The following is a 13,567-nucleotide window of genomic DNA, read 5'->3' on the forward strand; positions in this document are numbered from 1 at the left end:
ATCAAAATTATTTACTAAGGCTTTTGTAATACGCAAAAGCCTTTTTTATTTGCTCATCGCTCACTTTGCAATTGATTTTAGGCCGTCCGATGTCTTCTAAAAGCACAAAATTAATATTTCCTGCAGAATTCTTTTTGTCGTGTTTCAGATAGGTTTTTAGATTCGAAATATCCTTTTTTGAAAATTCAACAGGTTTGAAATAAGTGCTGATTATCCGGCTTGCCTCATCGCAGGTTTTCTGATCAAACTTAAGGACTTCCACAGAAAGCTTCAGAGCCAGGATCATTCCGATAGCTACAGCTTCGCCGTGCAGTAATTTGGTTTTGGAGGAAGATCCCATATGATAAGATTCTATAGCGTGTCCCAGGGTATGGCCAAAGTTTAGTGCCATTCTTAGCCCGTCTTCAAATGGATCCTCTTCCGCAATTTTCGTCTTGATCTGAATAGAATCCCGAATCAATTCCGGTAACTTATCGACTTGAAATTGAGATAAATCTTCAAAAGCAAAGAAGTCCTCAGCGTTGGCGATGAGTCCGTGCTTCAGCATCTCCGCCAGTCCGCTTCTCATTTCTTCAGGAGGTAAGGTGGACAGGTAACCCACATCTATTAAAACTAGTTTAGGGGGTTTTATCACACCGATTTGATTTTTCAGACTATCTAAATTCACGCCATTTTTACCGCCAATCGCTGCATCGACCATTCCTAAAAGAGTAGTGGGAACGTGGACGAAGTCAATTCCCCGCTTAAAGCATGAAGCTGAGTAACCTCCAATATCGGTTACAATTCCACCGCCAAGACTTATAAGCAGTGATTTTCTGTCGGCCCCGGTTTCGGATAAGGTTTTCCAGATTTCATTACAGGTTGAAATGCTTTTATGTTCTTCTCCTGGCTCAATTTCTATCCATTCTATTTTGACATCGGCTTCAATTTTTTCTGAAAGAAATCCAGAACAAAATTCCTGTGTATTGGAGTCTACTAAAATATAAACAGAAGAATAAGAATACTCTTTAATCAACAGATTGAGTTCTTTGTAAGCTTCTTCTTGAAATACGATTTTATAGGTCTTCAATTCTATGCTGTTCATCTCTAAAATGCTTGTGTTAAGATTAATGTAATTGCAAGTAATCAAAAGCTAAAGTAAGACATCAATAGTTATATTTGAATACAATTTTAAACTATGATCGATACTAAAATATTTAATAATACAAAACATGCTTTTGTTTTGAAATCCGATGAAGATCTCAAACGATCTTTATTTCTTTTTTCGATGATGAATATCCCTTATTTTGTTCCAGTTTCAACTACGGCTACAAATGTAGCTCTGAAATTGAAACTACCTATAGAACCCATTGTAAAGGCTACCATTTTCGAACAATTTTGCGGTGGAGTAAGCCAGGATGATTGCATGCCTCTCGTAAAAGAAATGCGAAAAGAAAACGTTTACAGCGTTTTAGATTATTCTGTGGAAGGCAAAGAAAATGAAGAAGATTTTGATAAGGCTGCAGAAACTAAAATTGAGATCATAAAATACGCTTCGAAGACCGAAGAAATCCCTTTTGCTGTAGCTAAGCCTACAGGTCTTGGACGCTTCGAAATTTGGGAAAAGGTGACTGCAAATGATATTTTGAACGATGAGGAGCAGGCTGAATGGAATAATATCAAGGCCAGATTCGAAAGGGTTTGTCAGGCCGCTTATGATTACGATACCAAACTTCTTATAGATGCTGAGGAGACCTGGATGCAGGATGCTGCTGACAATTTTGTTGAAGAGATGATGAGAAAATTCAATAAGAAAAAGGCTATCATATTCAATACCTTGCAGTGCTATCGCTGGGATAGATTATCCTATGTAAAAGCGATTCATGAAAGAGCCAAAAAGGAGGGATTTAAACTCGGGTTCAAAACTGTTCGCGGAGCCTACATGGAAAAGGAGAATAAAAGAGCAAAAAAACATGGCTATCCCACCCCTATTTGTGAAGATAAAGAAGCTACAGATGTGAATTTCAACGCCGTTATGTGTTATATCATTGACAATATTGATGACATTTCACAATTCATTGGAACTCACAATGAGGTTAGCACCTATATGGCTTTACAACTTATGAGTCAAAAAGAAATCTATTTGTCCGACGATAGAATATGGTTCGGTCAACTCTACGGCATGAGTGATCATATCAGTTTTAACTTAGGTAGAATAAACGCCAATGCCATCAAACTTTTACCTTTTGGTCCTATCAAAGATGTTATTCCTTATTTGATCAGAAGAGCTCAGGAAAACTCTTCGGTGCAAGGCCAGACAGGACGGGAATTATCCTTATTGAGGGAAGAAAAGCAAAGAAGAGATGGACAGTTTGTAAAACGTGTTGAGTAATATGGATCCAAAAAAAGCAGATATTTTAGCAAGAGAATTCAAGTCTTATTATGAGTTATATCTTGACAGGGTTTCCCCCGATACCGAACTTTCTGAAGCTCTCAATCAACAAGAAGAACTGATTGAATTTTTTAAATCTATTCCTGAAGAAAAGCTTAATTTTCGCTACGCTCCCGGGAAATGGACACCCAGGCAGATTCTGCAGCACCTCATAGACACCGAGCGTATTTTTATGAATCGGGCACTGAGGTTTGCAAGGGAAGATTTTACAGAATTGCCTGGTTACGATGAGAATTATTATGCGGAACACTGCTTTTCCAACAAGCGCTCTGTTGAGGATATGCTGGAAGAATACAAAGTGGTAAGACAATCCAGTATTCATCTTTACAAAAGTTTTGATGAGCGAGTTTTACTCAATGTAGGCGTAGCGAGTGGTGGTCCGTTTTCTGTAAGAGTGATTCCCTTTATTGTTTGTGGACATCAAAAACACCACATCCATATCATCAAAGAGCGTTATCTTTAAAAATTAAAAATGCCATCCAACAAGACCACTTCTGTATTTACACTTTTGGATATCGGCAGGAGTTTACAAAGGATGATTTCCACGCATTACAACAAGCCGTACTGGATCAAAACTGAAATAGCAAAACTCAATGCGTATACCAAAAGCGGTCATTGTTATCCCGACCTTGTTGAAAAGCAAAACGGTCAGGTCTTAGCCCAAATGCGAGCTACCATTTGGTCGGACACCTTTAAAACGATTTCAAGACAATTTGAAGAGACCACCAAAAAACCTATTTCTGAAGGCATGACAGTCCTGTTACTGGCCAAAGTCAATTACCATCCCAGCTACGGATTTTCTTTAAATATCCTAGACATCGATGCCGGCTTTACGCTTGGTGAGATGGCCAAAGAAAAATTGGAAAGCCTGAAACGCCTGAAGGCAGAGGGCATTTTCAATTTGAATAGAGCTCTTAATTTTCCTAAGATTCCTCAGCGCATTGCCGTTATTTCCGTCAACACCAGCAAAGGCTACCAGGATTTTATGAATATCATTTCCAAAAGTCATTCTCGATTCAATTTCAAGATAGAGTTATTTCCTGCTTTGCTGCAGGGCGATAAAGCCATAACGTCCATAGCAGAAGCTTTGGAAAATATTAAAAACAGGAAACAGGAATTCGACCTTGTTAGCATCATAAGAGGGGGAGGAGGAGACGTTGGTCTGAGTTGTTACGATAGCTTTGCACTCGCTTCCAAGGTGGCACGGTTTCCCTTGCCTGTTATTTCAGGAATTGGACATTCTACCAACGAAACTTTAGTAGAAATGGTCACTTTTGCCAATAAAATCACGCCAACCGATGTGGCTTACTTCTTTATCAGTATTTTTCAGGAACGGTGGGAAGAACTTCAAAATTTGCATTCAAAATTCACAGGTTCCGTAAAATTTAAATTAAAAGAAGAGCAGCAAAACCTGAAACTTAGTCATCATGATTTCAAAACCCAGGTCAATGTTCTGCTTCAAAATCACAATTATCAGCTGAAAGAACAGCGGCAACGTATAAAGTCCACCATGCCCTCTTTAATAAGAACTAGATTTGACAATTTAAAAAACTCCGGTTACCGTCTGGGATGGTTAACGCAACAGCAATTTCAAAACCAGAAGAAAGATTTGTTTCAGTTATCCAAAACCTTGCAAAAAGAAAGCAAAAGCAAAATTGAAAATCAACAACAACAGCTCACGTATTTATCATCCACTCTCAGTCTGTTATCGCCAGAGCGTTTACTCAGTCGCGGCTATACATTGAATTTGGTCAACGATAAAATTATAAAATCTTCGACAGAACTTAAGCCTGGAGATCGCCTCAAGACGATGTTTAGCGACGGATATGCTGAAAGTGACGTTATCAAAATTGAACCCCATGAAAAAAACTGAAAGCTACGAAAGTGCCCTGCAAGAGCTCAAAACCATCGTGTCTGACATAGAAAACGATTCGGTTTCTGTAGATGAACTCACCAAAAAGGTGAAGCGTGCTTCAGAACTCATCAAATATTGTAAAACCATACTCACCAAAACCGAAGTTGAGGTCAACTCCGCTTTAGATGATATGGTAGACCTAACCGAAGACAAGGAATCTTAAAACTGGTTGATGGTTTTTCTGATGCTCACTAAGCGGGTTAAAAGCCCCTCCAGCAATTCCAGATCCAGCATATTAGCGGCATCGCTTTTAGCCTCTCTCGGATTGAAGTGAGTTTCTATAAACAATCCATCTACATTATTTACAATGCCGGCTCTGGCAATAGTTTCTATCATTTCTGGTCGACCACCTGTTACACCAGAAGACTGGTTGGGTTGTTGTAAAGAATGCGTTACATCGAGCACAGTAGACGCAAAACGTCTCATCGTAGGAATACCTCTGAAATCCACAACCAAATCCTGGTATCCAAACATGGTTCCACGGTCTGTGATCATCACCTTGTCATTGCCGGAATCTTTTATCTTTTGAGCGGCATGCTGCATGCTCTCCGGACTCATAAACTGTCCTTTTTTAAGATTGACCACCTTTCCTGTTTCAGCCGCAGCCACGAGTAAATCGGTTTGTCTTACAAGGAACGCCGGGATTTGAAGCACATCCACATACGCAGCAGCCAAAGCAGCATCGCTTTCCTGATGAATATCTGTAACCGTTGGCAGGTCGAAAGTATCACTCACTTTCTTAAGTATTTTCAATGCTTTTTCATCACCTATTCCTGTAAAACTATCAATTCTACTTCGGTTAGCTTTTTTGAAGGAGCCTTTAAACACGAAAGGAATTTCGAGCTTATCTGTGATTTTTACAATGCGCTCTGCAATCTTTAAAGCCATCTCTTCACCTTCAATGGCACAGGGACCAGCCAGGAGAAAGAAATTGGTAGAATCTGTATGTTTAAGTTTTGGAATACGTTTTAAATCCATTTCGAAATTTTTTTCAAAGATAAGGATTTCAAAGAGCTTATTCTAGACGTATTTTTTAAGATAAGAGAATTTTCAAATGCTAATTTCCTTACCTTTAAGTTTTAAACAAAAAAAAATTAAAATCGATATCAATATGAAAACAATTTTAACTGCACTGGCTTTAGCAACCACAGTTTTTACTTATGCACAGGTACAAACTCCGCAGCCTAGCCCTAATTCCACACTAACACAAGTCGTAGGACTTTCTGAAACAAGTGTGGCTTACTCAAGACCCTCTGCAAACGGAAGAACTATTTTTGGAGATTTAGTTCCTTATGATAAACTCTGGAGAACAGGAGCCAATGAAAACACTATCATCACCTTTTCTGATGATGTGGAAGTAGGCGGACAACTGCTTTCAGCTGGTAGTTATGCGATTTACACTATTCCCAATAAAGAAAGCTGGGATGTTTTTTTCTATGAAGAAACACAGAACTGGGGTTTACCAAAACTTTGGAATGAAGAGGATGTCGCTGCCATGGCGAATGTTCCCGTAAAGGAATTAAATCACTATGTGGAAACTTTCACGATTGGCTTTGATAATATCAACTTAGATAAAGCTCATCTAAAAATGGCGTGGGCAAACGCAATGGTAGAAGTACCTATTGAATTTCCAACCGATGTTTTGGTCATGGAAAATATTAATACTGTGATGACTGGACCTACGGCCACAGATTATTACAGTTCTGCAGTCTACTACCTGAGTGCGGGTAAAGACCTTGATAAAGCTGAAGAGTGGATGGAAAAAGCAATGGCAATGTCTGAAAATAAGCCTTATTGGATGTTAAGACAGCAATCTTTGATTTATGCTGCCAATGGTAAAAAAGACAAAGCTATTGAGACTGCCGAAGCCTCTTTAGCAGCAGCAAAAAAAGCAGGAAATGCAGATTACGTCAAAATGAATGAAGATTCCCTAAAGGAATGGAAGTCTATGTAGCTTGAAGAACATTTACTTTTCTAAACCGGCTCCCTCTGCGGAGTCGGTTTTTTTTGTGAAAAATTGTATCAGAATCGCTATGCCGATCACGAGAGCACAACCAAATAAATTGAGCCACAAGTAAGGCATCCAGTCTTCAGAATAGCCGATAATAACTATAATTTGCGTGAGAATAGCTGCTATAAACACCGCCCGACTTTTTACAAAAGTTATAAAAAAGGCAAGTAGGAAAATGCCTAATACATTACCATAAAATATAGAGCCAATGATGTTGACCAGCTGAATCAGGTTATCAAATAAGTTGGCTGTACAGGCAAATATAATTGCAAATATTCCCCAGCCTAAAGTGAATAACTTTGTAGAATTGACATAATGTTTTTCACTTACAGATCCTTTTTTGTTCCTTTTATAAAGATCTATGGTGGTGGTGGAAGCCAGGGCATTGAGTTCTGAAGCCGTAGACGACATGGCTGCGGATAGAATGACGGCTAGTAATAATCCCACTAAACCTTTGGGTAAATTGTTGAGGATGAAATGAATAAAAACATAGTCTTTATCATTGGTTTCGATCTTTTCATCCACCATGGCAATAATACCTTTAGCCTCTTCTCTTAACTCGAATTCTGTGGAATTGAGCTGAGCCAGTTTTTGTTTTAAGACCTCAGGCTCATTTGAATCTGAAACTTCCTCCGCAAATTGATTGGCCAACACCTGTTTCTTATCCTGGATAGTTTTGAGCCGATCTTCCAAAACTTTAAACTCAGAACTGTAAGGAGATTCTAATACCGCCTCTTTAGCTGCAGGATTAAAATTGATAGGAGAGTAGTTGAATTGATAAAACACAAACACCATAACACCTATGAGCAAAATAAAAAACTGTAAAGGCACCTTTAGAATGGCATTGAAAATCAAGCCCATCTGACTCTCTTTTAAGCTTTTACCTGACAGATAGCGTTGTACCTGACTTTGATCTGTTCCGAAATAAGACAATGCCAAAAAACTACCGCCTATAATTCCACTCCAAAAGGTGTAGCGGTTATCAAAGCTGAATGAGAAATCTAAAACATTCAGTTTGTCATTGGCTCCCGCTATTTTCATGGCTTTATTGAAAGTGATATCGTCAGGCAGGAAGGAAAAAATCAAAACAAAAGTGGTGATTAAGCCCAAAAATATTACAGCCATTTGCTGTTTCTGAGTTACGTTCACCGCTTTTGTACCTCCCGTGACGGTATAGATAATAACTAAAATCCCGATAAGGATATTGAGATAAAATAAATTCCAGCCAAGAACTGCAGAAAGGATAATGGATGGGGCATAAATGGTAATACCTGCTGCCAAACTTCTCTGAATTAAAAACAAACCGGCAGTCAGGCTTCTGGTCTTTAAATCAAAGCGGGATTCCAGATACTCGTAAGCAGTATAAACCTTTAGTCTGTGATATATAGGTAAAAAAACCAGGCAGATAATGATGATGGCGATTGGTAATCCAAAATAAAACTGAACGAATCCCATCCCATCGTGAAAGGCCTGACCAGGTGTAGATAAAAAGGTTATGGCGCTTGCCTGGGTAGCCATGACGGACAGACCAACGGTCCACCAGCGCGATTGGTTTCCTCCTTTTATATAGTCGTTGACATTGGCATTTTTTCTTGACTTTAAGGTGCCGTAGATAACGATAAAGGCAAGTGTGGCAAAAAGAATGATAAAGTCTATCGTCTCCATGAATTCGCTTTAGTTTTGGAACCAATTCATGAATATATAAAAGCCTAAAATATAAATCGCATTACAAATGAGTATCCAGGTGTAAGCAGATTTCCAGACGTATTTTTCAGGCTTTTCGGACATATTATTCTATGGAAATTAAGTTGGAAATCAGTTTATAGGCTCCGGGAACTCCCGCTGGTAATTCTCTGAAAAAGCTTAAGCCAGTATAAATATAATGTCCTTTTCCATATTTACCCACCAAAATGCTGCCCAGTTTCGGAGTTTCATTTTTATCATGCATGGATAAAACAGGAGTCAGTTCCTGAGACCACAGGTCAGGAAAATAAAGCCCACGCTCCTGAACCCAGCCTTCAAAATCTTCTTTCACAATGGTATTCGGATAATTAAGTACCTGATGTTCAGGAGCGATGAAAGCCACTTCTGCTTTTTCTTCTGTGACCCGGTCACGAGAAATACGCATGTCAAAAGGCGCAATGTTTTTGGTTTTCAGACCGCGATTGGTATTGTACTGGACGATCATAGTCCCTCCATGTTCTACAAACTGAAACAGTATATCCTGCTTGTAAGCTAAAACCTCATGAATGTTGTAAGCCCGAATTCCCATGATGACCACGTCAAATCCTTCTAAACGTTCTTTCGTAATCGCCTCCGCAGAAAATTCCTCGACATAAAACCCAAGATCTCTTAAATTGCTGGGGACACTTGAACCCGCACCACTAATATAAGCGACCTTTTTATCGCTAATCTGGATATTGAGGTTCACCAGTTTTGCAGAAGATTTCTCTACCAGATTATGTACGCCAATATGATCATAATCGATGGTTGACACTTTTTGGTCCAGTGTTTTATCCGCTAATTCCAATTCTGGAGTCACTTTTACCGCTTCAAAAGAAGTGGGGGTGACTTCAAAAACGTAGGTTTGGTTTTCTCCTGTATTATCCAGATTGACTTCATGAAATTCTGGCGAGACCTCCCAGGCTTCAGGTATAGTTAATTTTAGTTTTCCGGACAAGTCATTTGTCAGGGCTCTGACATTGACTTCAATCGATTTTTGATTGGAGTTTTTAAACATATAAACCGACTCCTCCAGACTTAGAGAAGCCTCGGGCAATAGTTCAAAGTCCTGATAAACCTCTCCTTTAACAGGGTCGTTATACTTAAAAATAAGAGGTTTTGTGATGTGGAATGTAGTCCCTTCTATATTAAATTCAAAAGTAAACAGCAAGGGTTTAGGGCTTTCCGGGCGTCCAATTAATTTTTGGTCATTTACCTTATACGTTCCCAATTCCGGTTCTTCTTTTAGCCAGTAAGGCGTCGTGAACTTTTCTTGTGGGTCTAATACAAAGGCACTTGAAAATTTATAATCTATATTGTTTTCCAGTACAGTCGAATTAATAGCAAAGGCTTGTCCGGAATGAGCAATTGACTTTAGCTGAATTTGTTCGGGACTTCTGTTAATGATTTCAAATTCAATATTAATCGTATCTCCCGGGTTTACGTAAGGAAGTTCACTCCTCGCTTCTATAAAAAGACCCAGGGAAGCAGAGATGACAGATTTGATTTGGGCACTCTTTTGAGTTTTCCAAAATTCATCTTCTATGCCGTCGATTAATTTTTTAGCCTTCAGCAATTTTGGAACGGATTTCCACGGCTGCTTAAAATCAAACTCATGTTCTACCTGATTCAGAATTTCACCAATGGCCTTTCCTTCAGGAATTCGATTCCAGGAGGTATCTATTCCTGCAAAAGGATTATTCCCCTCGAGTTTATCGCCTTGGATAAGCTCGATATATTCTACTTTATCTCCGCGAGAACCCGTGTTGCCAAAGCCCTGAGATTTGTGCTGACTTCTGCTCAGCGCAGAAATTTCGTTATTGGATAAGCCTTCCAGAGGATAGTAGGTGTTGATGTCCAATTCGATCAAATTGGTTTTGTCTGCCTTTTCAAACGCCTCCTCACTTCCATAAAACCACCAGGACGTATTGAAGAAAGCGCGTTTTGGAGCCCAGGCTTCTACGAATTCCAATTGGGAGGTAAATTTATCGTCTTGGCCAGCTATCTCAAAAGCCTCTGTACTCAGGATGGCCGAAGAGGTATGATGTCCATGCGTGCTGCCTGAAGTTCTATGGTCAAACCTATTGATGATAATATCAGGTCTGTGCTTTCGAATGGCCCAAACTACATCGGCAAGAATTTTTTCCTTATCCCATACCTCTAATGTTTCTTCGGGCGTTTTAGAATATCCAAAATCGATAGCTCTGGTAAACCATTGTTGTCCGTCATCAATTTTTCTGGCGTTAAGCAACTCCTGGGTCCTGATAATTCCCAGTTTTTTGCCAAGCTCAGGTCCTATCAAATTTTGCCCGCCATCTCCACGGGTAAGCGAAAGATAAGTGGTTTTGGCATGTGTATTTTTGGAAAAATAGGTGATCAGGCTTGTGTTTTCATCATCGGGATGAGCAGCGATATAAAGTACATTGCCAAGAAAATTGAGGTCTTTGAGTTGTTGATAGATTTCAGAAGAAGATGGTTTTTTAGGTTCCTGAGATGAACTGATAGTGCTTATCAATAAGAAAAGACTACAAAAAATACTTCTAATCATATTCAAAATTTTTAATCAAATATACAAGCCCCAGGGTTTTAAGGAGGTTTATTTTAATGCTTTTAACGGTCGGCATTTTCGGTTCGCTCCACTATAGCGTCTTTTTTGAGCAAACTAACCGATTTTTGTAAAAAAAGATTGTTGGGATAGGTAACCAATTCCCCTTCATCTGTTCTTAGGTGTAGCTGAAAGGCTTTGATGTCTTCAATAATAGCCGCTAAAGGAAAATCTTTGTCGTGAATTTGTATTTTATCCCCAATCTTATAGGGAAAATAGAAAAACATGATTATTCCTGAAGTGATGTTGCTGAGTATGGACCAAATAGCGAAAAGACCAATCCCAATAACAGCGAAAATTGAAGAAAAAATGACGGTTAACTCTCTAACTTCCACACCCCAGATGAGGAGCAGAGAAAAGATGGCGATAAATGACACCAGGACATTGATGTATTTATAGATAAGCCTTGTTCTGGCAAAGTTGAGTTCGTCTCTCTTGGCGGTTCGCTTTGCGGATTGTTTGAGTCCAAGCCTAAGAAACAAAAGTCCCAAGACTACAATGCCTGTCCAAATGATTTGGTACTCGTACTTAAAGAAAATATCTTCAATCATATCTTATAAACCTAAACTGTCTCGCAAATGTAAATATTTGCTCGAGTTTTGTTGCCAATATTTAGTTATAAGAGTTTTGATTTTTGTTGCTGAAGACACGAGGGTATCTTTGGAATTATATTTAATTTCTTCCCACTTTTCGATAGAATAGGGGAAGGTTTTTTCCTGATAGATGTTCACAATTCTCCCCAGATCCGAATAAGTAATCCTGGTATGCAGATAGTTGCCTTCAGTTTGTTTCAGCTCTGCTTCATAAGGTTTAAAAGCTTTATGATTGAGCTGAAGGAAGGAAAAATCGGGCAGAACTTGTTGTGCTCCCAGTTCCAGTTTTTTAGGATTTATCCTTAGTTGAATCCATATTTCGTTTTCTGACAGTGTGGGCTCAAGCACAAGAGTTGAATCTGCTTCGCCCTCAAAATAAGAGTGTTTTTCTATTTCAAATTGTCTTCGGTGATTGAGTTGCGCATAAGATTGTCCGCACCATTCCTGAATGCTGGAACTCAGTTTTAAAAGAGGTGCTTCATAAACAACAGGCACAAATGTACTTTGCATGATGCTGTAAGGATAAATTCCTGTGTTGAATTTCTTTAAAGAATTCAATTTCATAACAGTGATGGTGTTCTCGGATTGAGAATTTGCTTTCACCTGTGTGTCCTGCAGAAAATCTTCAGTTACAAAAATCATCATGGCTTTGCCCTCCCGTTTTTCGCCGTAGCGGTAAAACTGCAAGTCATAACTCGTTAACTCAGCTTTACCATCAAACCAGTAGGATTTAAATTCTGAAGTTAAATCTCTTTTATCCTGAGTTTCTTTTATTGATTCTAGTTCGGATTCTACTATGGTTTCACAGCTTGTGAGTATAGCAATACATAAAATAAATACATATTTCATAAGACCTAATTTATAAGTGAAAGTGTGTTGTAAACCTTGTGAATGGGAAATCCCATAACGGTATAAAACGAACCTTTAATTTCCAGAATCCCTATTTGTCCAATCCATTCCTGTATGCCATAGGCTCCGGCTTTATCGAAAGGCAGATAGGCCTCGATGTAATGCCAGATTTCTTCTTCAGACAGGCTTTTAAATTTGACTTCAGTAGCATCATACAAGATTTCGGTCTGTTCTTGAGTTTTGATGCAAACCGAAGATATGACCTCATGAGTGGCATTCGACAGTGATTGCAACATTTCAAAGGCCTCCTCTTTAGTGCTTGGTTTATTAAGCGCTTTACCCTGATGCCAAACGATAGTATCTCCGGTGATTAGGATTTCGTTTGCTTTTAGATTATCAAACTGATCGGCTTTAAGCTGAGCCAGATAATCACTGATCTCATGATGCTTTAATTTTGGATTAAACACTTCCTTGACGGAGCGCAGTTCAACTTCAAATTGAACACCAATAGACTTTAGAATTTCCTGTCGTCTTGGCGAACCCGAAGCTAAAATGATGCGTTTGTCTTTTAAATTATTCAATATCATAAGATCAAAAATGTAAGCATGGAACAAATACCCGTTAAAAATACGAGTTTCAAGTGTAAACTGATCTTTTTATAATCTTTTTCAGCTTTTGCGTCCAGAACTTGTTTTGAAATCAGTATTAAGGGAAGGAGGATGAACACAAAGACATAAAATATCAGCAGATTCAGGGTAAGGAAATAGGACAGGACTACGGATAGCAACACCAGAATTATAAATGTGAGTAAACCGAAGACAACATAATTGGAGCGTTTTTTACCGATTAATATGGGCAAAGTTGACATGTTACAAAAGTTATCCCCTCTGATGTCTTCTATATCTTTAATCAATTCTCTGCACAAATTCAGAAGAAAAGCAAGAAAAGAGTAAATCCCGATAGTGAAAAAAACGACTGGGTATCGATCTTGATTCACTAGCGCTGTTCCCAGACAAAACAGGCTAAGTCCCACCAGTAAGCTCACGAGAAGATTTCCGATAATAGCCATGGGCTTTAACCAGATGGAGTAAGCTGCAAGTAGCAGCGGCGAAAAAACGAGTGTATAAAACACCAGTCCAAACTGCTCAAAGGCCTGGGTCAAAAAAAGATAAAACGCCAGGCCAACGCCTATTGCGTTGACTACAAAATAAAGCTTTAAAGCAGTCTGTCTGGAAATAACCTTATCAATCAAAAGCCGATCCGGTTTGTTGATGCTATCGGTGGTGATGTCAAAAAAATCGTTGATGATATTTCCTCCTGCCGCAATGCAAAGAATGGAAATGACTAGCAAAGCATAAGCCGTCAAATCTATCTGTGTATTTACACCAAAACCTGGAACCAGGGCAAATCTTATAAGCGCAGCGGAAAAAACAAGCATCAG

The 13,567-nt window shown here is 38.9% G+C and carries 13 protein-coding genes; 5 read left to right on the plus strand and 8 right to left on the minus strand.

The features are described from left to right. Window positions 1-7 precede the first annotated feature (7 nt). The gene (gene aroB / locus BLP81_RS03020) at window positions 8-1,084 is read right to left on the minus strand and encodes a 3-dehydroquinate synthase (protein WP_093365534.1); all 1,077 of its coding nucleotides are present in this window, start codon (window positions 1,082-1,084) and stop codon (window positions 8-10) included. A 93-nt stretch (window positions 1,085-1,177) separates the two neighbouring features. On the opposite strand from aroB, the gene BLP81_RS03025 reads away from it, so the two are divergent. From BLP81_RS03025 to xseB, 4 genes are read left to right on the plus strand one after another with little or no spacing between them, the layout of a single operon-like run. Then, window positions 1,178-2,371 carry a proline dehydrogenase family protein gene (locus BLP81_RS03025; RefSeq protein WP_093365536.1) on the plus strand — a complete coding sequence of 398 codons (1,194 nt, stop codon included), beginning with the start codon at window positions 1,178-1,180 and terminating at the stop codon, window positions 2,369-2,371. A gap of 1 nt (window position 2,372) precedes the next feature. Then, window positions 2,373-2,894 carry a DinB family protein gene (locus BLP81_RS03030; protein ID WP_093365538.1) on the plus strand — a complete coding sequence of 174 codons (522 nt, stop codon included), beginning with the start codon at window positions 2,373-2,375 and terminating at the stop codon, window positions 2,892-2,894. A gap of 9 nt (window positions 2,895-2,903) precedes the next feature. Further along, complete coding sequence (xseA, locus tag BLP81_RS03035) at window positions 2,904-4,304, plus strand: exodeoxyribonuclease VII large subunit (RefSeq protein ID WP_093365540.1); 1,401 nt, start codon at window positions 2,904-2,906, stop codon at window positions 4,302-4,304. Next, window positions 4,291-4,509, plus strand: a complete 219-nt coding sequence (gene xseB / locus BLP81_RS03040) for an exodeoxyribonuclease VII small subunit (RefSeq protein WP_093365542.1) — start codon at window positions 4,291-4,293, stop codon at window positions 4,507-4,509. The genes xseA and xseB overlap by 14 nt, the downstream gene beginning before the upstream one ends. Here the strand turns inward: xseB and kdsA are convergent. Continuing rightward, window positions 4,506-5,324 carry a 3-deoxy-8-phosphooctulonate synthase gene (gene kdsA, locus BLP81_RS03045; protein WP_093365544.1) on the minus strand — a complete coding sequence of 273 codons (819 nt, stop codon included), beginning with the start codon at window positions 5,322-5,324 and terminating at the stop codon, window positions 4,506-4,508. The two genes, xseB and kdsA, sit on opposite strands and share 4 nt — an antisense overlap. A 133-nt stretch (window positions 5,325-5,457) precedes the next feature. On the opposite strand from kdsA, the gene BLP81_RS03050 reads away from it, so the two are divergent. Next, on the plus strand, window positions 5,458-6,300 hold the full coding sequence (locus tag BLP81_RS03050; protein WP_093366138.1) for a DUF2911 domain-containing protein: 843 nt from the start codon (window positions 5,458-5,460) through the stop codon (window positions 6,298-6,300). Between the two features lie 12 nt (window positions 6,301-6,312). Here the strand turns inward: BLP81_RS03050 and BLP81_RS03055 are convergent, their stop codons facing one another. From BLP81_RS03055 to BLP81_RS03080, 6 genes are all read right to left on the minus strand, one after another. Next, window positions 6,313-8,022 (minus strand): sodium:solute symporter family protein, encoded by a 1,710-nt coding sequence (locus BLP81_RS03055; RefSeq protein ID WP_093365546.1) that lies wholly within the window; start codon window positions 8,020-8,022, stop codon window positions 6,313-6,315. A 124-nt stretch (window positions 8,023-8,146) separates the two neighbouring features. Further along, window positions 8,147-10,627, minus strand: coding sequence for a PIG-L family deacetylase (locus tag BLP81_RS03060; protein ID WP_093365548.1), 2,481 nt, complete (start codon window positions 10,625-10,627; stop codon window positions 8,147-8,149). Window positions 10,628-10,689: 62 nt separating this feature from the next. Further along, window positions 10,690-11,235, minus strand: coding sequence for a mechanosensitive ion channel domain-containing protein (locus BLP81_RS03065; protein ID WP_093365551.1), 546 nt, complete (start codon window positions 11,233-11,235; stop codon window positions 10,690-10,692). Between the two features lie 3 nt (window positions 11,236-11,238). Beyond that, window positions 11,239-12,126, minus strand: coding sequence for a septum formation inhibitor Maf (locus BLP81_RS03070; RefSeq protein ID WP_093365554.1), 888 nt, complete (start codon window positions 12,124-12,126; stop codon window positions 11,239-11,241). Window positions 12,127-12,131: 5 nt separating this feature from the next. Next, window positions 12,132-12,713 carry a Maf family nucleotide pyrophosphatase gene (locus BLP81_RS03075; protein WP_093365557.1) on the minus strand — a complete coding sequence of 194 codons (582 nt, stop codon included), beginning with the start codon at window positions 12,711-12,713 and terminating at the stop codon, window positions 12,132-12,134. Continuing rightward, entirely contained in the window at window positions 12,710-13,564 is an 855-nt protein-coding gene (locus BLP81_RS03080) for a geranylgeranylglycerol-phosphate geranylgeranyltransferase (RefSeq protein WP_245686400.1), read from the minus strand. The genes BLP81_RS03075 and BLP81_RS03080 overlap by 4 nt, the downstream gene beginning before the upstream one ends. Window positions 13,565-13,567: the final 3 nt, after the last annotated feature.

Source organism: Psychroflexus sediminis (assembly GCF_900099815.1).
Lineage (GTDB): Bacteria > Bacteroidota > Bacteroidia > Flavobacteriales > Flavobacteriaceae > Psychroflexus > Psychroflexus sediminis.